The organism is Mesorhizobium huakuii (genome assembly GCF_014189455.1).
Classification (GTDB): Bacteria; Pseudomonadota; Alphaproteobacteria; order Rhizobiales; family Rhizobiaceae; genus Mesorhizobium; species Mesorhizobium huakuii_A.
The window spans coordinates 1,537,373-1,559,198 of the sequence record NZ_CP050296.1 but is presented as its reverse complement, the minus strand read 5'-3'; the positions used below and the strand labels follow the sequence as shown (position 1 = coordinate 1,559,198).

Below are 21,826 nucleotides of genomic sequence, written 5' to 3'. Positions count from 1 at the left end.
AATCAGTCAAGGTTGAGATAGGGGTTCACCAGAGCCAGCCACATGGCTTCGACATCGTCCTCGATGAGGTCGAATGTCCTGCGATCTCTCTTCAGTCCGACAAGCCGGCAGGCGTGCCCGACCTCCATCATCACCAGGCCGAGCCGTTTGGCGATCTTGTCTTCGAGAGCAGGATTCACATGCCGCAGCCAGGCGGCGTAAAGCGCGATGATCTGCTCGTCATATTCGTCCTGGATAGGCCTGAGATCGGCGTTGCCGGATATCGCCTCGATCACCGGCATCAGGGTCGCGTTTTCGAGATAGATGCTGGACGTGTCGATGAAAAGCTTGCGCACCTCGCGCCGGAATTCTTCGCGGTTGGTGGGCCGCGGGACCTTGATGCGCTTCTCGATCACCTCGGGAAAGGAGGACAGCCAGCGCCTGGCGAGGTCCAGAAGAATGGCTTCCTTGTTGGGAAAGTATTGGTAGACCGAACCGACCGACAGGCCGGCGCGCTGGGCAATGGCGAGCGTCGTCGGCGTCCTGGTTCCTTGCTCCCGCGTCAGGATAAGCGCCGCGTCGAGAATGCGGTCGACCACCTTGCTCGACCGTTGCTGCCGCGGCTGCTTGCGCGGTTCGAGCGCTATTTTGGTTTTGCGGTCGAGACTGCGCTTCACTGCTTGATGCCCTCGTTCCCCGCTCGGTCTGAACACAGGCGCAGGGTGCTGTCCACAATACATTCTAAATTCGGCATGTTGACAAACGCGAATAATCAGTCGCATTCTTTATCCACGCTGTCCCCAGGGATAACAAGGGGAATTTCGAGGGCAGCGCGCTGGCATTTGATTTTTGTCCGATGGCGCCACTCCGGTGGGGTGGCAGGCTGTTGGGCGCAGGATTGCCGGTTTCAGTCAGTCGTCAAAAGCGCGGAGTCGCGATGTCTGTCACGGGTGCGGGTCGTAGTGCGGATCTGATCGTCATCAATGGTCGTGTGCTGACCATGGACGACGACAATCCCGCCGCCGAGGCCGTTGCCGTCAAGGACGGCGCCATCGTCGCCATCGGCAGCCGCGCCGCCATCGAAGAGCTCAAGGGATCGGCCACAAAGGTGATCGACGCCAAGGGCGGTTCGGTCCTGCCCGGTTTCATCGAAGCCCATATGCACCTGTTCTCAGGAGGGGCCGAGCTCGCGCATCTTCAGCTTGGCGGTGTCCATGGCTTCGAGGCGCTGCAGAAGGCGATCCGTGACTATGCGTCGGCTAAGCCCGACGCAAAAATGCTGGTCGGACAGGGCGTCGACTACACCGTGCTCGGCAGCGAGCGGGTGACGCGCCACCATCTCGACGCCATTTTGCCCGATCGCCCGTTCTGCATGGCGGCGCCCGATCACCACACGATGTGGGCCAATACCAAGGCGCTTGAAATGGCCGGCATCCTGCAGGGCCGCGCGCTTGGTCCGGGCAATGAAATCGTCATGGGCGAGGATGACCTGGCAGCGGGCGAACTGCGCGAAGGCGAGGCCTTCGGCCCGGTGCTCGACCTTGCCGGCGAGGGCCGGGTGCGGCTGGGGCTGGCGACCGGCGGCGAGCCGGATCCGATGCCGTCCGCCGCCGAACGCGCCGCCGATCGCGACATCATGCGGCGCGGGCTCGCCTGGTGCGCGCGCCATGGCATCACCTCCATCCAGAACATGGACGGCAACCTCTACCAGCTCGAACTGCTGGCCGAGATCGAGGCCGAGGAAGGCTTGCCCTGCCGCGTGCAGATCCCCTTCCACTACAAGAATTTCATGACGCTCGACATACTCGACAAGGCGTCCGTCATGGCCGAGCGCTACAACAGCGAGTGGCTGTCGTCGGGCATGGTCAAGGTGTTCTATGACGGCGTGCTCGATTCCTGGACGGCTGTCATGGTCGAGCCCTACGCCGACCGTCCGGACTGGGTCGGCGAGCCGCTGTTCACACCCCAGCAGTTCATCGATCTGGCGGTCGCCATCGACAGGCGTGGCCTGCAGATCGCGGTGCACTCGATCGGCGATGGTGCCGTGCGGGCCGTGCTCGACGGTTACGAGGCAGCGCAAAAGGCCAATGGCAAGCGCGACAGCCGGCATCGCGTCGAGCACATCGAAGTCACCACCACATCGGACGTGCCGCGTTTCGCCGAACTCGGCGTCATCGCCTCGATGCAGCCGTCGCATCCGCCCGGGGCCATGGATTTCCCGCTGGAGCCGACCGTGTCGCGTATCGGGCCGGCCCGCTGGCCGCTTAGCTATGCCTGGCGAACATTGAAAGACGCCGGCGCCCATGTCGTGTTTGCCTCGGACTGGCCGGTGGCGCCGATCGACCCGATCCTGAGCATCCAGGCGGCAGTGATGCGCAAACCATGGGCAGAAAGCGACCCCGACCAGAGTTTCTCGCTGCATGAATCGCTCGCCGCCTACACGGTCGAGGGCGCCTATGCCGAATTCGCCGAGCACCGCAAGGGCACGCTGAAATCGGGCTATATGGCCGATCTGGTGGTCCTGTCTGATGATATCGAGAAGACGGCGCCGGACAATTTGCACAAGCTGCGCCCGGTGACGACGATCTGCGGCGGCAAGGTCACCTACCAGGCCTGACGATGGCACGAGACTTGCCAGCCAAATGACTGACTGAACTGTGATTCAATGCCGGGCTTGCCAACCTACCGGGCGTGTGGTCACATCGAACAGGGGAACAGCTCCGCCAGCAAGAGCGGGGTCAACAGTGAGGCGTAATCGTGCCGGACAAACCGGATCGAAATGCGATTGAAGTAGTAAACGTCAGCAAAATTTTCGGATCGGGTGAGGGGCAGGTCGCTGCCCTCGACAAGGTCTCGGTATCCATTCGCGAGAACGAGTTCTTCACGCTGCTGGGACCGTCCGGCTGCGGCAAGACCACCCTTTTGCGGCTGATCGCCGGCTTCGACTTTCCAACCGCCGGTGAGATCCTGCTCTACGGCCAGGACATCGCGCCATTGCCGCCCTTCAAGCGGCCGGTCAACACCGTCTTCCAGTCCTACGCGCTGTTCCCGCACATGACCGTGGCCGACAATATCGGCTTCGGCCTGGAGATGCTCGGCAAGCCCAAGGCCGAGATCAAGGCGCGCGTCGCCGAGATGCTCAAACTGGTCAAGATGGAAGCGCTGGCGGGCCGCCGCACAGCGCAGATTTCCGGTGGCCAGCAGCAGCGCGTCGCCCTGGCCAGGGCGCTCGCGCCGCAGCCGAAAGTGCTGTTGCTCGACGAGCCGCTCTCGGCACTCGACTACAAGCTGCGCAAGGAGATGCAGATCGAGTTGAAGCGGCTGCAGCATGAGACCGGCATCACCTTCATCTTCGTCACCCATGACCAGGAAGAAGCGCTGACCATGTCGGACCGCATTGCGGTGATGTCGTCGGGCAAGATCCTGCAGGTCGGCTCGCCCTGGGATATCTACGACAAGCCGGCGGAACGCTTCGTCGCTGACTTCATCGGCGAAACCAATTTCCTCACCGCCGCCATATCGGGCACCGGCAACGGCAAGACGCGCGCGACGCTCAAATCCGGCACGACCATCGAGGCGACCGTTGCCGAAGGGTTCCAGCCGAAGGACAACGCCACCGTGGTGGTGCGGCCCGAGCATGCCAAGCTGACCAAGGACAAGGGCGACCTGTCGGGCACGGTCGAGAACATCGTCTATTTCGGCACCGACACGCATATCCATGTCCAGCTCGACAGCGGCGAGGCCTTCACCGTGCGCCAGCAGAACACGCGCAGCGCCGGCTGCGGTTTCGAGCGCGGCGACAAGGTCGGCATCCTGATCGGCAACGACGCCGCGCAAGTGCTGAGGGACTGATGGCCACCGCGGAAGAAGTCGCCAAGGCCGCGGAGCGGCGTGATGTCCGTGACCGCTGGCTGTTGTCAGCCCCAGCGCTGCTGGTCATCCTGCTCGCCGCGACCGGCCCGTTGCTGATCGTGCTCGTCTATTCGTTCCTGACGCCCGGCGCCTATGGCGACGTGAAATGGCAGTTCTCGCCCGACGCCTGGACATCGGTGTTCCTGGAACGCGACATTTTCGACGACACGCTTTCGCTCGCGGCGGCGCATGTCACCATTTTCTGGCGCTCGATCAAGCTTGCTGTAGTGACGACGCTGGCGACCTTGGCGCTCGGTTTCCCGACCGCCTATTTCATGGCGACGCGCAGCGAGAAGACCAGGGATCTCTGGCTGTTCCTGATCACCATCCCGTTCTGGACAAACCTCCTGATCCGCACCTTCGCCGTGCTGCAGATCATCCGCAACGAAGGCATCATCAACACGATCCTTTTGAAGCTCGGCATCATCTCGGCGCCGATCCAGATCCTCTACACCGACACGGCGATCCTGATCGGCATGGCCTATGTCTACCTGCCACTGATGGTGCTGCCGATCTACGCCAGCATGGAGAAGCTCGATTTTCGCCTGGTCGAGGCGGGCTATGATCTCTACGCGACACGCTTCAAGGTGCTGCGCAAGATCATTTTCCCGCTGGTCAAACCGGGTGTCATCGCCGGCTCGATCCTGGTCTTCATTCCGGCACTCGGCGCCTATGTGACGCCGAGCGTGCTCGGCGGCGGCAAGAACATGATGCTGTCCAACCTGATCGAATTGCAGTTCGGGCAGGGCCGCAACTGGCCGCTCGGCTCGGCGCTGTCGATCACGGTGATGATCATCGTCATGGTGGCGCTGCTTGCCTATGTGCGCAATGCCGGCAAGTCGGGGGTGCGTCATGGCTAGCAACTTCTCCATCAAGCACCAGCCCGGCTTCACGACGATCGCGGCGACCTGCTTTGTCGTGCTTTACCTGCCGATCGTGGTGCTGGTGATCTATGCCTTCAATGCGGCGACCTCGACCTCCGAATGGGGCGGCTTTTCACTGAAATGGTTCCAGTCGGCATACCAGAACACGCAGGTCATCGATGCGACGCTGCGCTCGTTCCAGATCGGTTCCATCGCGGCGGTGCTGTCGACGATTTTTGCCACCATGGCGGCGCTCGCCACCACGCGCACCGCCTCCTATCCCGGCCTCACCTTCAAATACGCGGCGATCAACCAGCCGCTGATGGTGCCCGAGATCGTCACCGGCGTGGCGCTGCTGATCTTCTTCTCGCGCATCAAGATCTTCACCGGCTATTCCGGCATCGGCTACCTGGTCGCCGCGCATACGGCGTTCTGCATTCCGTTCGCCTATCTGCCGATCAGGGCGCGGCTGGAGAATATGGACCTGACGCTGGAACGCGCCGCCGCCGATCTCTACGCCACGCCGTGGAAGACCTTCCGCCGCATCACGCTGCCGCTTTTGTGGCCCGGCATCCTCGCCGGCCTGATGCTGGCCTTCGTCATCTCGCTCGATGACGTGGTCATCACCGAGTTCGTCAAATCGGGCGGCCAGGACACGCTGCCCACTTACATGCTCGGCCAGATCCGCCGCGGCATCACACCCGAGATCAACGCGATATCGACCGCTTTCCTGCTGCTTTCGGTCGCGATCGTCACGTTGTTTTTCTTCGTCAGCAGGAAACGAGACTGAAACCGATAATGGGAGTTAGAACGATGAACTGGAAGACAACAGCGACCGCCATGGGGTTGGCGCTGCTCGCTTCGACGGGCCTTGCCCGCGCCGACGGCGTGCTCAACATCTACAATTGGGGCAACTACACCAGCCCCGATGTGATCAAGAAGTTCGAGGACAAATACAAAATCAAGGTGACCATCACCGACTACGATTCCAACGATACCGCGCTCGCCAAGGTCCGCCAGGGCGGTACCGGCTTCGACATCGCGGTGCCGTCGCAGACCTACGTGCCGATCTGGATCAAGGAAGGTCTCGTGCTCGAAACCGATCCCGGCAAGATGGAGAACTTCAAGAACGTCGCGCCGGAATGGGCCAATCCCGACTTCGATCCCGGCCGCAAATATTCGGTGCCGTGGGCGCTGGGCACCGTCGGCGTCGTTGTCAACACTGACACCTACAAGGGACCGGCCGACAGCTGGGGCATCATCTTCAACACGCCGGACGAGTTGAAGGGCAAGGTCAATGTCGTTCCCGAGATGAATGACGTCATCTTCGCGGCGATCAAATATGTCGGTGGCCAGCAGTGCACCACCGACAAGGCGGTGTTGAAGAAGGTGCGTGATACGCTGGTCGCGGCCAAGCCGAACTGGATCGCGATGGAGTACAACACCATCGAGAAGATGGGCGCCGGCGACTTCAAGGCCACCAGCGACTGGAACGGCTCGGCGCTGCGCCAGCGGCTGGCCAATCCGGCCATTCACTACAATTATCCGAAGGAAGGCTTTGGCCTGTGGAGCGACAATGTCGTCGTTCTGAAGGAAGCCAAGAACGTCGACAACGCCAAGCTCTTCCAGAACTTCATCATGGATCCGGAAAACGCGGCAGGCCTGTCGGCCTTCCACCGCTATGCTAACGCCATCACCGGCTCGGACAAGTACATGCCGGCCGACATGAAGGACGCGCCGGAAGTGGTCATCCCGGCCGACGCCAAGCCGCATGCCGAGCTGCAGCTGATGTGCCCGCCGGAGACGCAGGAACTCTACACCAAGATCTGGACCGAACTGCAGAAGTAATCGCTGCATGCCGGACCCGGCGGCCAGGGCATGATGCCGAAAAGTGTGAAACGGTTTTCTCGGACAAACGGGTACCCGTTTGTCCAGGCATCATGCCCTATCTCTCTCTGACTTGGAGACGGATTCAGATTTCAGGTCGAACCGACCTGAAATCATCCGTCTCTAGGCCGCCGGGTCCTTTCTGTTTCCGGGAATGCCCTTCATGGACTCCTATCGCAACAGCGATCCGCGGCCGCCGATCATGCACGGCTCGCCGCCCGCCATGGTGCCGCCGAAGCTCGACTGGGACCGGCCGCCATGGAACCGCTGGGCGTTCCAGCACATCAGGGAGATTCTGCCGACCGCCGAAGTCTGGCGCGGCAATGGCCATCGCCACCGTCTCGAACGCGCCGAGGTCGATCTTGACGCTTTGCCGGTCGAGGACAGCGAGGGCAGGCCTTCGACGCTCGCCGGGTTGCTCGACGAGACCTATACGGACGGCTTCCTCGTGCTCAAGCACGGCAAGGTCGCCTATGAGCGCTACTTCAACGGCATGGACGAGCGCGCGCTGCATCTGTCGCAGTCGATGGCGAAATCAGTTACCGGTTCGGTGTTCGGCATATTGGCCGGGCGCGGCCTGATCGATCCGGCCAGGCCGGTGACCGACTATCTGCCGGAACTCGGCGCCACCGGCTGGGCCGGCGCCAGCGTTCAGCATGTGCTCGACATGACGACGGGCGTGCGTTTCTCCGAAGAATATACCGACCGCTATTCCGACATCGGCCAGGTCGATGTCGCCACCGGCTGGAAGCCGGTGCCGCCGGGCAGCGATCCGGACTTCCGCTGGCCCTCGCATATGTTCGAGCTGATCCTCGGCCTGAAGGACACTGTCCGCCCGCATGGCGCCCAGTTCGAATACCGCTCGATAGAGACCGACGTGCTCGCCTTCCTCATGGAACGGGTGACCGGCAAGCGGCTGGCGCAGCTGGTGTCGGAAGAACTCTGGCAAAAGCTCGGCGCCGACGAAAGCGCCTGCTTCACCGTCGACAGCGCCGGCTATGCGCTGGCCGATGGCGGCTTCAACGCCACGCTGCGCGACTATGGCCGCTTCGGCCAGATGATCCTCGACAATGGCGGCGGCATCGTGCCGGCCGACTGGATCGAGGCGACACGCAATGGCAGGCATGGCCCCGGTTTCTCCCCCAGCCTGCCGCAGGGCAGCTACCGCAACCAGTTCTGGATCGAGGATCCCAGCTCGCGCGCGCTGATGTGCCGGGGCGTGTTCGGGCAGATGATCCATATCGACTGGAACACAGGAATGGTCGTGGTGAAGCTTTCGACCTGGCCGGATTTCAGCAATCTCGCCTACTCCACGGCGACGCTGAAGGCCGTGCACGCCATCGCCGCTGCTCTGAGCTGAGCCCCCATAAGAAACGACATGGAAGGAAACGCCATGACCGGCAAGACCGCGTTCGAGACCCGCTACGGCTTCGCCCGTGACCAGGTGCTGCTTTCCAACTGGCGCGAAAACCCGTTCAACCGATGGTCGTTCCAAAACCTTGGCGAACTGGTGCCGACGGCACGCGTGGCTGCGGCACCGGGTGGTGCCGAGGCGCCCGCACGGGATTTCGGTGGTTTGCTCAGCGAAAAGGTCTCGGTTGCCAAGGCGCCGGAGACGGTGGCTGACTTCCTCGCGCGCTCCAGCACCGATGCACTGACCGTGATGAAGGGCGGCAAGATCATCGGCGACTGGTTCGCGCCGCATATGGATTTCGGCGCTCGCCACATCATTTTCTCGATCAGCAAGTCGGTCACCGCCATCATCGCCGGGATATTGGAAGGCGAGGGGGTGTTCGATCCGGAAGCGCCGGTGACGCAGTATATCCCGGAAGCCGCAGGCTCGGCCTATGGCGATGCGAGTTGCCGGCACGTGCTCGACATGAGTGTCAGCCTCGATTTCGAAGAGGCCTATCTCGATCCGGAAAGCGCCTTTGCCCGCTATCGCCGCGCCACGCTGTGGAACCCGGGCGGCGGCACGGAAAGCCTGCGCGCATTCATCCTGACCTTGCAGCGACTGGCTGAGCCGCACGGCCAGACCTTCCGCTACCGCTCGCCCAATTCCGACCTGCTCGGCCTTCTGCTGGAGCGCGCTTCTGGCCAGCGCTTCACCGAGCTGATGCGCGAAAAGCTGTGGCTGCCGCTTGGCGCCGTCAGCGAAGCCTCGATCGGCGTCGACATGGAAGGCACGGCACGCACCGCCGGCGGCATTTCGGTGACGCCGCGCGACCTGGCGCGCATCGGCGAGATGATGCGGCAAGGCGGCATGGCCAATGGCCACCGCATCGTGCCGGAGGCCTGGGTGCGCGACACGATCAGCACCGGCGGCAGTGCGGAAGCCTGGCAGCGCGGCGCCATGCTGCCGCTGTTCCCGCAAGGCCGCTATCGCAACAAATGGTACCAGTCAGGCAAGCCGAGTGGCGCCTATTGCGGCATCGGCATTCATGGCCAGTGGCTCTATGTCGATCCGAAGGCGGAAGTGGTCATCGCCAAGATGTCGTCGCAGCCAGAGCCGGTCGATGACCCGCTTGATCTCGAAATCGTCGCCTTCTTCGAGGCGCTGACCCAACTGGTCTGACCCGTCGGACGTGGCTTCGTTGCCGCATGCTTTCCTGTGGACCGCCCGCGACGGTTGAAAACGTCGCGGTTGGCGGGACCGGCATCTGCGCCTATGGTCGCCGCTCTTTTGATGAGAGCAAGAACGACATGGCATCTGACATCAAGCGCATCGCAGCCATCATCGCGGCCGAGATCAAGGCGCGGCCCGAACAGGCGGCGGCGGCGATCGAATTGCTCGACGAGGGCGCGACGGTGCCGTTCGTGGCGCGCTACCGCAAGGAGGTGACAGGCGGGCTGGACGACACACAACTGCGCGACCTTGCCGAGCGGCTCGCCTATCTGCGCGAGCTCGATGCGCGGCGGGACACCATCCTCGGTTCGATCCGCGAGCAGGGCAAGCTGACCGAGGAACTGGAGGCCAAGATCGCGGCGGCGGCCACAAAGGCGGAACTCGAAGACATCTACCTCCCCTACAAGCCGAAGCGCCGCACCAAGGCCGAGATCGCCAGGGAGCGCGGGCTGGGGCCGCTGGCGGAGGCCATCCTTGCGAACCGCGCGCTCGTGCCCGCCGAGGCGGCACTCGCCTATGTCACCGAGGAGGTGGCCGACGCCAAGGCCGCATTGGAAGGCGCGCGCGACATCCTGTCGGAACAGTTCGTCGAAAATGCCGATCTGGTCGGCAAACTACGCACCTACATGAAGGATCGTGCCTTCATGCGCGCCCGGGTTGTCGACGGCAAGCAGGAGGCCGGCGCCAAATTTTCCGACTATTTCGACCATGTCGAGCGCTGGGCCAATGTGCCGAGCCATCGCGCGCTGGCCATGCTGCGCGGCCGCAACGAAGAGGTGCTGGCGCTCGACATCGAGGTCGATGCGGATGATGCCTCGCCAGTGAAACCGGTCGAGCGGATGATCGCCAACGCCTATGCGATCGGCGCCAGCCTGCCCGGCGACCGCTGGCTGATGGAGGTCGCCGGCTGGACTTGGCGCATCAAGCTGTCGCTGCACCTGACGCTCGATCTGATGCGCGACCTGCGCGAACGGGCCGAGGAAGAGGCGATCCACGTCTTCGCCCGCAATTTGAAGGATCTGCTGCTCGCCGCGCCCGCCGGTTCGCGGCCGACGATGGGGCTCGATCCCGGCATCCGCACCGGCGTCAAGGTGGCGGTGGTCGATGGCACCGGCAAGGTGCTGACAACGACGACGGTCTATCCGTTCCCGCCGAAGAACGATGTGCGCGGCACGCAGGCCGAACTCGCCAAGCTCATCCGCCTGCACAAGGTCGAGCTGATCTCGATCGGCAATGGCACCGGCAGCCGCGAGACGGAAAAGCTGGTTGCGGACATGCTATCCGACATGCCTTCCGATGGCGGGCCGAAGCCGCTGAAGGTGATCGTCAGTGAAGCCGGCGCCTCGGTCTATTCGGCCTCGGCGACGGCGGCGGCGGAATTTCCTGGCCTCGACGTGTCTTTGCGCGGCGCGGTGTCGATCGCGCGGCGCCTGCAGGATCCGCTGGCCGAACTGGTCAAGATCGAGCCGAAATCGATCGGCGTCGGCCAGTACCAGCACGATGTCGACCAGTACAGGCTCGGCCGCTCGCTGGAAGCGGTGGTCGAGGACGCGGTCAACGCGGTGGGCGTCGATCTCAACACTGCCTCGGCGCCGCTGCTGGCCCGCGTCTCAGGCCTCGGCGCATCGCTCGCCGACGCCATCGTTGCGCATCGCGATGCGACCGGGCCGTTCGCCAGCCGCAAGGATCTGCTCAAGGTGCCGCGGCTCGGGCCCCGCGCCTTCGAACAGTCTGCCGGCTTCCTGCGCATTGCCAATGGCAGCGAGCCGCTCGATGCCTCGTCGGTGCATCCCGAAGCCTATGGCGTGGCCAAGAAGATCGTCGCCGCCTGCGGGCGCGATGTGCGTTCGCTGATGGGCGACAGTGCCGCGCTCAAAGCGCTTGATCCGCGCGTCTTCGTCGACGAGCGTTTCGGCCTGCCGACGGTGCGCGACATCCTGGCCGAGCTGGAAAAGCCCGGCCGCGATCCGCGCCCCGGCTTCAAGACGGCGACCTTCGCCGACGGTGTCGACGACATCAAGGATCTGAAGCCCGGCATGCTGCTGGAAGGTACAGTGACCAATGTCGCCGCCTTCGGCGCCTTCGTCGATATCGGCGTCCACCAGGACGGGCTGGTGCATGTCTCGCAACTGGCCGACCGTTTCATCAAGGACGCGCATGAGGTGGTCAAGGCCGGCGACGTGGTCAAGGTGCGCGTCGTCGATGTCGACATAAAGCGCAAGCGCATCGCGCTTTCCATGCGCAAGGATGGCGGCGAGGGCGGTGCATCCAAGGGCGGGCCGCGCGACAATGGTGGCGGCAGGCCGGCACCGCGTTCGCCGGCGCCACAACGCCAGCCGGAACGGCCGATGCAGCAGGGTGCGTTAGGTGCGGCGCTGGCGGATGCGCTGAAGCGGAAGTAGCCTACCAAGCCAGAACAGCCGGCTCCTTCTCAAGCTGGCCCAGCAGCCAGTCGCGAAAACTGGCGACTGGCGGATGGCCGCGCTTGTCGTGCGGGACGACGAGGTAGTAGGCGCTGCGGCTTTGCATGGGTTGGCCGGGGGCGGGCACCAACTGGCCGCGCTGCAATTCGCCAGCGATGAGGAGCAGCGGCAGCAGCGCGACGCCAAGCCCCGCCATGCAGGCCTGGGCGGCGGTGCCGAACTGCTCGAACTGCATGCCGGGGCCGGTCGGTGCGCTGAGGCCCTGGTGTTCGAACCATTCGGTCCAGGCGCCAGGACGTGTCGCCATGTGCAGCAGCGGCAGGCGGCCGATATCGGCCGCCGTGGCGATGGCGCGGCCGGCGAGGAAAGCGGGCGACACCACCGGCGCCACGGTTTCGCGCACCAGAAGTGTGGAGTCCGCTTCCGGCCAGTCCGGCAGGCCGTAATGGATGGCGGCATCCAGCCTCTCCCTGGCGAAGTCGAAGCGGCCGACGCGGGTGACGAAGTTGATGGTGATGTCGGGATTGTTCTCGACGAAATCGGGGATCATCGGCATCAGCCAGCGAGTGCCGAATGTCGGCAAGATGGCCAGGTTCAGGATGCCACTATGCCGATTGCTCATCAATCCAAGAGCGGCGTCGCGCAACTGGCCAAGCGCAGAGCGCACCGCCTCGGCGTAGATTTCGCCCGCCGTCGACAGCCGCACATTGCGGCTGTCGCGTTCGAACAACTGGCGGCCGAACTGATCTTCGAGCAGCCTGATCTGCCGGCTGACCGCGCCCTGGGTCAGATCCAGTTCCTGGGCGGCGGCGGTGAAAGACCCAAGCCGGGCCACCGCCTCGAAGGCGGCAAGCGCGCTGATGTTGGGTAAAAGGCGGCGCTGGACACTCATGATCCATTCCTAACGCTCATTGATCCGTGAAGCAATTTCGTTTGATTTTTTGAGCCCGCGGGCCGATAAGCCGGGCTTCACCGTTTTGAGGACCGAGAAGCCATGGCCGCCGACAAGAATGCATTCGTCTGGGAAGACCCGTTCCTGATCGAGGACCAGCTTTCGGAAGAAGAGCGCATGGTGCGCGACGGTGCGGCCGCCTTTGCCGCCGACAAGCTCGCGCCGCGCATCGAGGACGCCTACCTCAACGAAACCTTCGACACCGCGATCTTTCGCGAGATGGGCGATGCCGGCCTGCTCGGCATCAACATCCCTGAAGAATTCGGCGGGCTCGGCGCCAACTATGTGACCTACGGGCTGGTCGCGCGAGAAGTGGAACGGGTCGATTCCGGCTATCGCTCGATGATGTCAGTGCAGTCGTCGCTGGTGATGTATCCGATCTACGCCTACGGCTCGGACGAGCAGCGCATGAAGTACCTGCCCAAGCTCGCCAGCGGCGAGTGGATCGGCTGTTTCGGCCTGACCGAGCCAGATGCCGGCTCCGACCCGGGCGGCATGAAGACGCGCGCCGAGAAGACCGCCAGCGGCTACAAGCTCTCCGGCTCCAAGATGTGGATTTCCAACTCGCCGGTTGCCGACGTGTTCGTCGTCTGGGCGAAGTTGAAGGGCGAGAACGGCAAGGATGAGATCCGCGGCTTCGTGCTGGAAAAAGGCATGAGGGGACTGTCGGCGCCGAAGATCGGCGGCAAGCTGTCGCTGCGGGCCTCGATCACCGGCGAAGTGGTGATGGAAGGTGTCGAGGTCGGCGAGGATGCGCTGCTGCCCAACGCCAAGGGCCTTGGCGGCCCGTTCGGCTGCCTCAACCGGGCGCGCTACGGCATCTCCTGGGGCTCGATGGGTGCGGCCGAAGATTGCTGGCACCGCGCCCGCCAGTATGGTCTCGACCGCAAGCAATTCGGCAAGCCGCTGGCCGGCACGCAGCTTTACCAGAAGAAGCTCGCCGACATGCAGACCGAGATCGCGCTCGGGCTGCAGGCATCGTTGCGCGTCGGGCGCCTGCTCGACGAAGGCAAGATGGCGCCGGAAATGATCTCGATCGTCAAGCGCAACAATTGCGGCAAGGCGCTCGACATCGCCCGCCAGGCCCGCGACATGCATGGCGGCAACGGCATCCAGATCGGCTACCACGTCATGCGCCACGCGCAGAATCTGGAAACGGTCAACACCTATGAGGGCACGCATGACGTGCACGCGCTGATCCTGGGACGGGCGCAGACGGGTATCCAGGCGTTCTTCTAAGCTGCGCCTTAGGCCAGCTTTGGCTGCTTAAATTAGGTGCACCGCAACATCTGTGCTTGGAGAATGGCCGGCAGATGTGTCAGGGTTCGGCGAATTCATTTTGAAACGCCGATCTCCGGGGCCCCATGGCAATTTTGGCAGCCGTCTACCATCTGACCCATTACAAATACGACCGGCCGGTGGTTCTCGGGCCCCAGATCATCAGGCTGCAGCCGGCACCGCATTCCCGTACCAAGGTGCTCAGCCACTCTTTGAAGGTCGAGCCGGCGAACCACTTCGTCAATCTGCAGCAGGACCCTTACGGCAACTTCCTTGCCCGTTTCGTCTTCCCGGAGCCGGTGAGCGAGCTGAAGATCGAGGTCGACCTCGTCGCCGACATGACGGTCTACAATCCGTTCGATTTCTTCGTCGAGCCGTCAGCCGAGACGTTTCCGTTCGAGTATCCTGAAGAAATCCGCGACGATCTCGCCATCTACCGGACACCGGAGCCGGCGGGGCCGTTGCTCTCGGCCTTCCTGAGAACCGTCGAACGCAGCGCGAAAAACACCGTCAATTTCCTCGTCGACCTCAATGCGCGGCTGCAGCGCGAGATCGCCTATATCGTGCGCATGGAGACCGGCGTGTTCTCGCCGGAGGAAACGCTGGCCGCCGGCAAGGGCTCGTGCCGGGATTCGAGCTGGCTGCTGGTGCAGATCCTGCGCAATCTCGGCATCGCCGCCCGCTTCGTGTCGGGCTATCTGATCCAGCTCAAACCCGACCTCATTGCGCTGGATGGGCCGGCCGGCACATCGGTCGATTTCACCGATCTGCACGCCTGGTGCGAGGTCTACCTGCCGGGCGCCGGCTGGATCGGCTTCGACCCGACCTCGGGCCTGCTCACCGGTGAAAGCCATGTGCCGCTTGCCGCGACACCGCATTTCCGCAATGCGGCACCGATTTCCGGCATGGCGAGCTTTGCCAATGTCGAATTCGGCTTCGAGATGCGGGTCGACCGCATCGCCGAGCATCCGCGCATCACCAAGCCGTTTTCGGATGAAAGCTGGCAGGCGCTCGATGCGCTCGGCAACAAGGTCGATGCGGCACTTGGCGCAGGGGACGTGCGGCTGACGATGGGCGGCGAGCCGACCTTCGTGTCGATCGACGATTTCGAGTCCGCCGAATGGAACACTGCCGCCGTCGGCCCGACCAAGCGCGAAAAGGCCGATGCGCTGATCCGCAAACTGCGCGAGCGCTTCGCGCCGGGCGGCTTTCTCCACTATGGCCAGGGCAAATGGTATCCGGGCGAAAGCCTGCCGCGCTGGACCTTCTCGCTCTACTGGCGCGCCGATGGCCAGCCGGTGTGGAGCGACCCGTCGCTGATCGCGCGCGAAAAGAGTTCGGCCGGTATCGGCCCGCAGCAGGCCGAAAGCCTGCTGACGGCGATCGCCGGCGAGCTCGGCATCGACAAGACCATGGTCAGCGAAGCCTATGAGGATCCGGCCGAATGGCTGCTCAAGGAAGGCAAGCTGCCGGAAAATGTCGATCCGTCCAATTCCAAGCTGGAGGACCCGGAAGAACGCAGCCGCATGGCGCGCGTGTTCGAGCGCGGGCTGACCAAACCGTCCGGCTATGTGCTGCCGGTGCAGCGCTGGAACAGCCAGGCGTCGGGGCCGCGCTGGCGCTCGGAAAAATGGAAGACGCGGCGCGGCCGGCTGTTCCTGGTACCCGGCGATTCACCGGTCGGTTATCGCTTGCCGCTCGGCACGCTGCCCTATGTGCCGCCGGCGCAGTTCCCCTATATCGTGCCGGTCGATCCGTCGCTGCCGCGCGGCCCGCTGCCGGCGCGCGAAGCGATCTTGCCTACTGCGGCGCCGGCGGAACTTGAAGGCGCCGATGAGATGGCGCGCCGGCAGCAGGCGGCGTCGTTTACCGCCGCGACCGGCCAGCAGGACCGGGTCGAACAGGAGATCACCGAGATCGGCGGCGCGGTGCGCACCGCGCTCTCCGTCGAGCCGCGCGATGGGCGGCTGTGCGTGTTCATGCCGCCGGTCGAGGCGCTTGAGGATTATCTCGAACTGGTCGCCGCCGCCGAGAATGCGGCCAAGGCGATCGGCCTGCCGGTCCATATTGAGGGTTATGGCCCGCCGCATGATCCGCGCCTCAATGTCATTCGCGTGGCGCCTGATCCCGGCGTCATCGAGGTCAACATCCATCCGGCTGCCAATTGGCAGGATTGCGTGGCGACGACGACGGCGATCTATGAGGAGGCGCGGCTGACCCGGCTTGGCGCCGACAAGTTCATGATCGATGGCCGCCACACCGGCACAGGCGGCGGCAACCATGTCGTGGTCGGTGGTGCGACGCCCAATGACAGCCCGTTCCTGCGCCGGCCCGATCTGTTGAAGAGCCTGGTGCTGCAGTGGCAGCGGCATCCGTCGCTGTCCTATCTGTTCTCTGGCCTGTTCATCGGCCCGACCAGCCAGGCGCCGCGCTTCGACGAGGCGCGTCACGATTCGCTCTACGAGCTCGAAATCGCCATGGCGCAGGTGCCGCATCCGGACCAGGGCGCAGCCCCCTTGCCGTGGCTGGTCGACCGGCTGTTCCGCAATTTGTTGACCGACGTCACTGGGAATACGCACCGCTCGGAAATCTGCATCGACAAGCTGTTCTCGCCGGATGGGCCGACCGGCCGGCTCGGCCTGGTCGAGTTCCGCGGCTTCGAGATGCCGCCCAATGCGCGCATGAGCTTGGCGCAGCAATTGCTGGTCAGGGCGATCATTGCGCGCGCGTGGAAGAACCCGCTCGACGGTCGCTTCGTGCGCTGGGGCACCTCGCTGCATGACCGGTTCATGTTGCCGCATCATGTCTGGGCGGATTTTCTCGACGTGCTCGACGACCTCAAGCTCAACGGTTTCGAGTTCCGTCCCGAATGGTTCGATGCGCAGCTCGAATTCCGTTTTCCGTTCTGTGGCGAGGTTCAGCACGCCGGCATCAAGCTGGAGCTGCGGCAGGCCCTGGAGCCGTGGCATGTCATGGGCGAACAGGGCGCCATCGGCGGCACCGTGCGCTTCGTCGATTCCTCGGTCGAGCGGCTGCAGGTCAAGACCGAAGGCCTCAACCCGGAGCGTCATGCCATCGTCTGTAACGGCCGCATCGTGCCGATGAAGGTCACGGACAACCGCGAAGTCGCGGTGGCGGGCGTACGCTTCAAGGCCTGGCAGCCAGCTTCGGGCCTGCATCCGGCGCTGCCGGTCAACACGCCACTGGTGTTCGACATCTATGACCGCTGGTCGGGCCGGGCAGTCGGCGGCTGCGTCTACCATGTCGCGCATCCCGGCGGCCGCAACTACGACACTTTCCCGGTCAATGGCAATGAGGCGGAGGCGCGGCGGCTTGCCCGCTTCGAGCCGCGCGGCCACACGCCATCAGGCTATGTGCTGCGCGAGGAACAACCAGCGGAAGATTTCCCGATGACCCTTGACCTTCGGCGGCCGGCAAGACTCTGATCAGCGATGGCAAAGGGGAATCACAAAAGGATACGCGGCAAGCCGCAGATCCACAGCCTGCTGGAGCACTACCAGCCGATCGACGGCGTCGTCGACGAGATGGTCGACGCTGCAGGCAATCCCCGCCCTGTGTGGAAGCATTTCATCGAGGCACTCGACGATCTCGGTGCCGAAAAGCTCGGCCAGCGCTTTGCCCGCGCCGACCAGTATCTGCGCGATGCCGGCGTCTACTACCGGGTCTACGACAAGGCTGGCGCCAATGAGCGCGAATGGCCGCTGGCGCATGTGCCGCTGCTTATCGAAGACAGCGAATGGGTGGCGATCAGCGCCGGTCTCGTGCAGCGGGCCGAACTGTTCGAGGAAACCATCGCCGATATCTATGGGCGCAACCGGCTGATCGAAAAAGGCATCCTGCCGGCGGGATTGATCGCGGCCAGCCCCGAATATCTGCGGCCTGTCGTGGGTACCACGCCGGCCGGCGGCCATTACCTGCATTTCTGTGCCTTCGAACTCGGCCGTGGCCCCGACGGCCAGTGGTGGGTGCTGGGCGACCGTACGCAGGCGCCGTCCGGCGCCGGCTTTGCGCTGGAGAACCGCGTCGCCACGACGCGCGCTCTCTCCGATATCTATGGCGAGATGCATGTGCACCGGCTTGCCGGCTTCTTCCGTCGCTTCCGCGATGCGCTGATCGGCATGGCCAGGGAAAGCGAAGGCCGCGTCGCCATATTGACTCCGGGGCCGCTCAACGAAACCTATTACGAACACGCCTATATCGCCCGCTATCTCGGCATCATGCTGCTCGAAGGGGAGGACCTGACCGTTTCCGGCGGCAGGCTGATGGTACGCACGGTTTCCGGCCTGATGCCGATCAGCGTGTTGTGGCGCCGCCTCGACGCTGCCTTCGCCGACCCGCTCGAATTGCGCTCGGATTCGCAGATCGGCACGCCGGGGCTGGTCGAGGCGATCCGGCAGGGGGCGGTATCCACCGTCAATGCGCTGGGCTCGGGCCTGATGGAAACGCGGGCGCTGCTCGCTTTCCTGCCCAAGATCGCGCGCGAATTGCGCGGCGAGGAGTTGCTCTTGCCGAGCGTCGCGACATGGTGGTGCGGGCAACCGACCGAACGCGCGCACGTGCTTGCCAATATCGACCGCATGGTGGTCGGTCCGGCGCTCTCGACAAGGCTTGCCTTCGAGGATGACGGCCAGACCACGCTCGGCTCGGCGCTATCGGCCGGGGAACGGGCGGAACTGGTGGCGCGCATCGAACGCGATGGCGGCGCCTTCGTCGGCCAGGAAGCGGTGACGCTGTCGACGACGCCGGTCTTTGTCGGTGGCTGGCTGGAGCCGCGGCCGGCGAGCCTGCGCGTCTATCTGGCGCGCACGCCCGAAGGCTGGACGGTGATGCCGGGCGGGTTCGCCCGTGTCGGCCTGTCGCTCGACCCGACGGCGATCGCCATGCAGCGCGGCGGCCAGGCGGCCGATGTCTGGGTGGTAAGCGACAAGCCGGTCGAGCGCGAGACGCTGCTGCCGCAAGAGGGCGACAGTTTCACCCGCACCAGGCCGGGCAGCCTGCCCAGCCGCGCGGCGGAAAACCTGACCTGGCTCGGCCGCTATATCGAGCGCTCGGAAGACACGGTGCGCATCCTGCGCGCCTATCATGTGCGGCTGGCCGAGACATCCGATCCGGACATGCCACTGCTGGCCGACATCAGGGACTATCTCGAACCGTTCGGCATCGATGTCGAGACGGCGATCCCGTTGGGGCTGATCGGCACGCTCGACAGCGCCGTCTACAGCGCCGGACAGATCCGCGACCGCTTCTCGCCCGATGGCTGGCTGGCGCTCAAGGACCTGTCGAAGACCATCCATCAGTTCGCCACGACGGTGGCGCCGGGCGACGACGCGACACGGGCCATGACCGTTATCCTGCGCAAGCTCGCCGGTTTTTCCGGCCTGCTGCACGAGAACATGTACCGCTTCGCCGGCTGGCGTTTCCTCGAAATCGGCCGGCGGCTGGAGCGCGGCATCCAGATCGCCCGTACGCTGTCCCGGCTGACCCGCGCCAAGGCGCCGGATGGGGCGCTCGACATGATGCTGGAGATCGGCGACAGCGTCATGACCCATCGCCGGCAATATCCGGTGCAGGCCGGCCGGCGCACGGTGATCGACCTTCTGGCGCTCGATCCGCTCAATCCGCGTTCGATCCTGTTCCAGTTGGAAAGGCTGAAGGCCGAGATCGGCCTGTTGCCGTCGGTCGGTGGCGAGGGGCACATGTCGCCGGCGGCGAAAGAGATCCTGCAGCTTAACACCCAGATCGCCATCAAGGAGCCTTCGGACATGACGGCAAAGGCGCTGGACGAACTCGCCTATGAAATCGGCGGCCTCTACAACAGCCTCGCCAAGGCCTATTTCGGCTAAGCAGGTTCCGCAAAAGTGTCGCACGGTTTTGCGACAAGAACCTGCGTCAGGACAGAAAAAGTTTTGCATGCTCTACGACATCAGGCTTCATCTCCATTACGATTATGCAGCGGCGGCTGGCGGCGGCCGTCATCAGATCCGCGTGCTGCCGTCGACGATTTCCGGCGTGCAGCGCGTCATTGCCGCGTCGCTGTCCTTTGCCCCGGCGCCCAACGAACGGTCGGATTTCTCGGATTTTTTCGGCAACAACGTCACCTCGATCGCCTTTCGCGATGCGCATGACGCGCTCGACATCAGGATGAGCGCCCGCGTATCGGTGTCGCGGCCAGAACCCGGGCTCGACGTGTCGCCCGATATCGGGCGGCTGAGGCAGGAACTGGCCGCGGTGCGGTCGTTGGCGTCTGCCTCGCCCCACCACTTCCTTGCGGGAAGCGCTCACTCCGGCATCGATGCGGCGATCACCACCTACGCACGAGACAGCATCGCCGGCTCGGCCGCCGGCACGGCAATGAACCTATGCAACCGCATTCATCGCGATTTCACCTATGACGGTGACGCAACCACAGTGCGGACCCGGGCCAGCGATGCGTTCAAGCTAAAGCGCGGCGTCTGCCAGGACTTTTCGCACATCATGATTGCCGGGCTGCGCGGGCTCGGCATTCCGGCCGGCTATGTCAGCGGCTTCCTGCGCACCATCCCGCCCAAGGGCAAGCCCCGGCTGGAGGGCGCCGACGCCATGCATGCCTGGGTCAAGGTCTGGTGCGGGCGTGACGCCGGCTGGCAAGAGTTTGATCCGACCAATGGCATGCGGGCCAGCAACGACCACATCACAGTGGGCTACGGCCGTGACTATTCCGATGTCGCGCCGATCGTCGGCGTGCTGAAAACCACGGGCGGACAAGTCGGCGAGCAAGCTGTCGACGTCATTCCGGTTGCGCTCGAAAAGGCATGAAAGCGAACCGGCCCACGCAAGGTGGTCCACTGGTACAATTCGGCATGAACAAAGATGACTTCTCAAATGGTGACGTGGCAGCTACCCTTTAGTCGGTTTCCAGGGGACCAATAATTGCAGTATTGATGGGCGTGGGCGCGGGGTTTGGTATTGAAAGCGGTCAGCGTCGTCATCCCTGCCCACAATGCGGCGAAAACCATCGCTACAACGCTGGCGTCTCTCGCCAGTGAGGCCGGGGTTATCGGCGAGATTCTGCTCGTCGACGATGCATCGATGGACGGTACGGCTGCCGCCGCGCTGCAGGCCGCGGCGAAATTGTCTCTGCCGCTGCGTGTGCTGCCAGCCAATTGCCGCGATGCCGGTGGCGCGCGCAACATTGCACTGGCGCAGGTGCTCTGCCCCTGGGTGTATCTGATCGACGCTGACGGCCTGCATCTTGAGGGCGGTTTGCGCGCGTTGCTCCAGCACGCAGATCGCCAGCCAAAAGCCGACATGATCGTTGGCGCTTACCGGCGTCGGGTGAATGGCCAGGACCGCCAGATCAAGGTGCCGAACGGATATCAGGCCGGCTGTCTGGCAAACGCTGCGGCCTATGTGAAAGGCGACATTCGCTCCGTCGCGGTGGGCAGCGTGCTTGCTTCGCGGCACCTCATCGGCCAAACGCGGTTTCCGGTCGGGCTGGCCTATGATGAGGACACATTGTTTTGGGCGCGGCTGATGAGCACGGCGTCGCTGGCCATGATCGAGCAGCCTGTGATGGTCTACGAGGTCTCGCCGATGCGCTCCGACGATCGTTTTACGATCAATCCGGTGCGGCGCTTCCTTGATTGGCGCCGAGAACTGCGCACGCTCACCGATTGCAACATCCCGGTCTCGGCGCTCAAGACCAGGGAGGGGCTTGTAGCCCTCAAGATTGCCCGCGTCCACTATGCGCGCGGTGGCCTGGCCATGGCCGCGCGCTTCCTGGCGGTGGCCGCCGCCGCGCCAAAGCGGCGGTCGGAGGCGTGGCGCTGCCTGCGTTACAGGCTCAAGCTCGCGGTGCGACGCCGGCTGTCGGCTCCACTGAACCAAATGCAGGGCGCGCTGTAAC

15 protein-coding genes are annotated in these 21,826 nt (G+C 64.1%); 13 read left to right on the top strand and 2 right to left on the bottom strand.

Annotation, left to right across the window (positions count from 1 at the left end):
• Positions 1 to 2: 2 nt before the first annotated feature.
• Positions 3 to 656, bottom strand: coding sequence for a TetR/AcrR family transcriptional regulator (locus tag HB778_RS07595; protein WP_183462740.1), 654 nt, complete (start codon positions 654 to 656; stop codon positions 3 to 5).
• A gap of 260 nt (positions 657 to 916) precedes the next feature.
• Here HB778_RS07595 and HB778_RS07590 point away from each other — a divergent pair, with 260 nt between their 5' ends.
• The 8 genes from HB778_RS07590 to HB778_RS07555 all read left to right on the top strand — a co-directional run bounded on the left by HB778_RS07590 (position 917) and on the right by HB778_RS07555 (position 11,669).
• Positions 917 to 2,596: an amidohydrolase gene (locus HB778_RS07590; RefSeq protein ID WP_183462738.1), complete on the top strand. Its 1,680-nt coding sequence runs from the start codon at positions 917 to 919 to the stop codon at positions 2,594 to 2,596.
• 140 nt (positions 2,597 to 2,736) lie between these two features.
• Positions 2,737 to 3,831: an ABC transporter ATP-binding protein gene (locus tag HB778_RS07585; RefSeq protein WP_183462736.1), complete on the top strand. Its 1,095-nt coding sequence runs from the start codon at positions 2,737 to 2,739 to the stop codon at positions 3,829 to 3,831.
• Positions 3,831 to 4,751, top strand: coding sequence for an ABC transporter permease (locus tag HB778_RS07580; protein ID WP_183462734.1), 921 nt, complete (start codon positions 3,831 to 3,833; stop codon positions 4,749 to 4,751). The genes HB778_RS07585 and HB778_RS07580 overlap by 1 nt, the downstream gene beginning before the upstream one ends.
• Positions 4,744 to 5,544 (top strand): ABC transporter permease, encoded by an 801-nt coding sequence (locus HB778_RS07575; protein WP_095199313.1) that lies wholly within the window; start codon positions 4,744 to 4,746, stop codon positions 5,542 to 5,544. Before HB778_RS07580 ends, HB778_RS07575 begins: the two co-directional genes overlap by 8 nt.
• Before the next feature lie 23 nt (positions 5,545 to 5,567).
• Positions 5,568 to 6,602 carry an extracellular solute-binding protein gene (locus HB778_RS07570; protein WP_183462732.1) on the top strand — a complete coding sequence of 345 codons (1,035 nt, stop codon included), beginning with the start codon at positions 5,568 to 5,570 and terminating at the stop codon, positions 6,600 to 6,602.
• Between the two features lie 202 nt (positions 6,603 to 6,804).
• A complete protein-coding gene (locus tag HB778_RS07565) occupies positions 6,805 to 8,001 on the top strand; it encodes a serine hydrolase domain-containing protein (protein WP_183462730.1) in 1,197 nt (398 codons plus the stop codon).
• Between the two features lie 33 nt (positions 8,002 to 8,034).
• Positions 8,035 to 9,216 (top strand): serine hydrolase domain-containing protein, encoded by a 1,182-nt coding sequence (locus HB778_RS07560; protein WP_183462728.1) that lies wholly within the window; start codon positions 8,035 to 8,037, stop codon positions 9,214 to 9,216.
• A gap of 128 nt (positions 9,217 to 9,344) precedes the next feature.
• Positions 9,345 to 11,669 (top strand): Tex family protein, encoded by a 2,325-nt coding sequence (locus HB778_RS07555; protein ID WP_183462726.1) that lies wholly within the window; start codon positions 9,345 to 9,347, stop codon positions 11,667 to 11,669.
• Position 11,670: 1 nt separating this feature from the next.
• Here HB778_RS07555 and HB778_RS07550 read toward each other — a convergent pair whose 3' ends face one another.
• Complete coding sequence (locus HB778_RS07550; RefSeq protein WP_183462724.1) at positions 11,671 to 12,582, bottom strand: LysR family transcriptional regulator; 912 nt, start codon at positions 12,580 to 12,582, stop codon at positions 11,671 to 11,673.
• A gap of 102 nt (positions 12,583 to 12,684) precedes the next feature.
• Between HB778_RS07550 and HB778_RS07545 the strand changes: the two genes are divergently transcribed.
• The 5 genes from HB778_RS07545 to HB778_RS07525 all read left to right on the top strand — a co-directional run bounded on the left by HB778_RS07545 (position 12,685) and on the right by HB778_RS07525 (position 21,825).
• Positions 12,685 to 13,881, top strand: a complete 1,197-nt coding sequence (locus tag HB778_RS07545) for an acyl-CoA dehydrogenase (RefSeq protein ID WP_183462723.1) — start codon at positions 12,685 to 12,687, stop codon at positions 13,879 to 13,881.
• A gap of 125 nt (positions 13,882 to 14,006) precedes the next feature.
• Complete coding sequence (locus HB778_RS07540; protein ID WP_183462721.1) at positions 14,007 to 17,366, top strand: DUF2126 domain-containing protein; 3,360 nt, start codon at positions 14,007 to 14,009, stop codon at positions 17,364 to 17,366.
• Positions 17,367 to 17,372: 6 nt separating this feature from the next.
• Complete coding sequence (locus tag HB778_RS07535) at positions 17,373 to 19,784, top strand: circularly permuted type 2 ATP-grasp protein (protein ID WP_183462719.1); 2,412 nt, start codon at positions 17,373 to 17,375, stop codon at positions 19,782 to 19,784.
• Between the two features lie 67 nt (positions 19,785 to 19,851).
• Positions 19,852 to 20,736, top strand: a complete 885-nt coding sequence (locus tag HB778_RS07530; RefSeq protein WP_095199305.1) for a transglutaminase family protein — start codon at positions 19,852 to 19,854, stop codon at positions 20,734 to 20,736.
• 150 nt (positions 20,737 to 20,886) lie between these two features.
• Positions 20,887 to 21,825, top strand: coding sequence for a glycosyltransferase family 2 protein (locus tag HB778_RS07525; protein ID WP_183462717.1), 939 nt, complete (start codon positions 20,887 to 20,889; stop codon positions 21,823 to 21,825).
• Position 21,826: the final 1 nt, after the last annotated feature.

Excerpts from the sequence above, each read along its gene's own strand:
- HB778_RS07540 (WP_183462721.1), top strand. The coding sequence starts at position 14,007 with ATGGCAATTTTGGCAGCCGTCTACCATCTGACCCATTACAAATACGAC.
- HB778_RS07575 (WP_095199313.1), top strand. The coding sequence starts at position 4,744 with ATGGCTAGCAACTTCTCCATCAAGCACCAGCCCGGCTTCACGACGATC.
- HB778_RS07590 (WP_183462738.1), top strand. The coding sequence starts at position 917 with ATGTCTGTCACGGGTGCGGGTCGTAGTGCGGATCTGATCGTCATCAAT.
- HB778_RS07555 (WP_183462726.1), top strand. The coding sequence starts at position 9,345 with ATGGCATCTGACATCAAGCGCATCGCAGCCATCATCGCGGCCGAGATC.
- HB778_RS07535 (WP_183462719.1), top strand. The coding sequence starts at position 17,373 with ATGGCAAAGGGGAATCACAAAAGGATACGCGGCAAGCCGCAGATCCAC.
- HB778_RS07550 (WP_183462724.1), bottom strand. The coding sequence starts at position 12,582 with ATGAGTGTCCAGCGCCGCCTTTTACCCAACATCAGCGCGCTTGCCGCC.
- HB778_RS07580 (WP_183462734.1), top strand. The coding sequence starts at position 3,831 with ATGGCCACCGCGGAAGAAGTCGCCAAGGCCGCGGAGCGGCGTGATGTC.
- HB778_RS07570 (WP_183462732.1), top strand. The coding sequence starts at position 5,568 with ATGAACTGGAAGACAACAGCGACCGCCATGGGGTTGGCGCTGCTCGCT.
- HB778_RS07560 (WP_183462728.1), top strand. The coding sequence starts at position 8,035 with ATGACCGGCAAGACCGCGTTCGAGACCCGCTACGGCTTCGCCCGTGAC.
- HB778_RS07565 (WP_183462730.1), top strand. The coding sequence starts at position 6,805 with ATGGACTCCTATCGCAACAGCGATCCGCGGCCGCCGATCATGCACGGC.
- HB778_RS07530 (WP_095199305.1), top strand. The coding sequence starts at position 19,852 with ATGCTCTACGACATCAGGCTTCATCTCCATTACGATTATGCAGCGGCG.
- HB778_RS07545 (WP_183462723.1), top strand. The coding sequence starts at position 12,685 with ATGGCCGCCGACAAGAATGCATTCGTCTGGGAAGACCCGTTCCTGATC.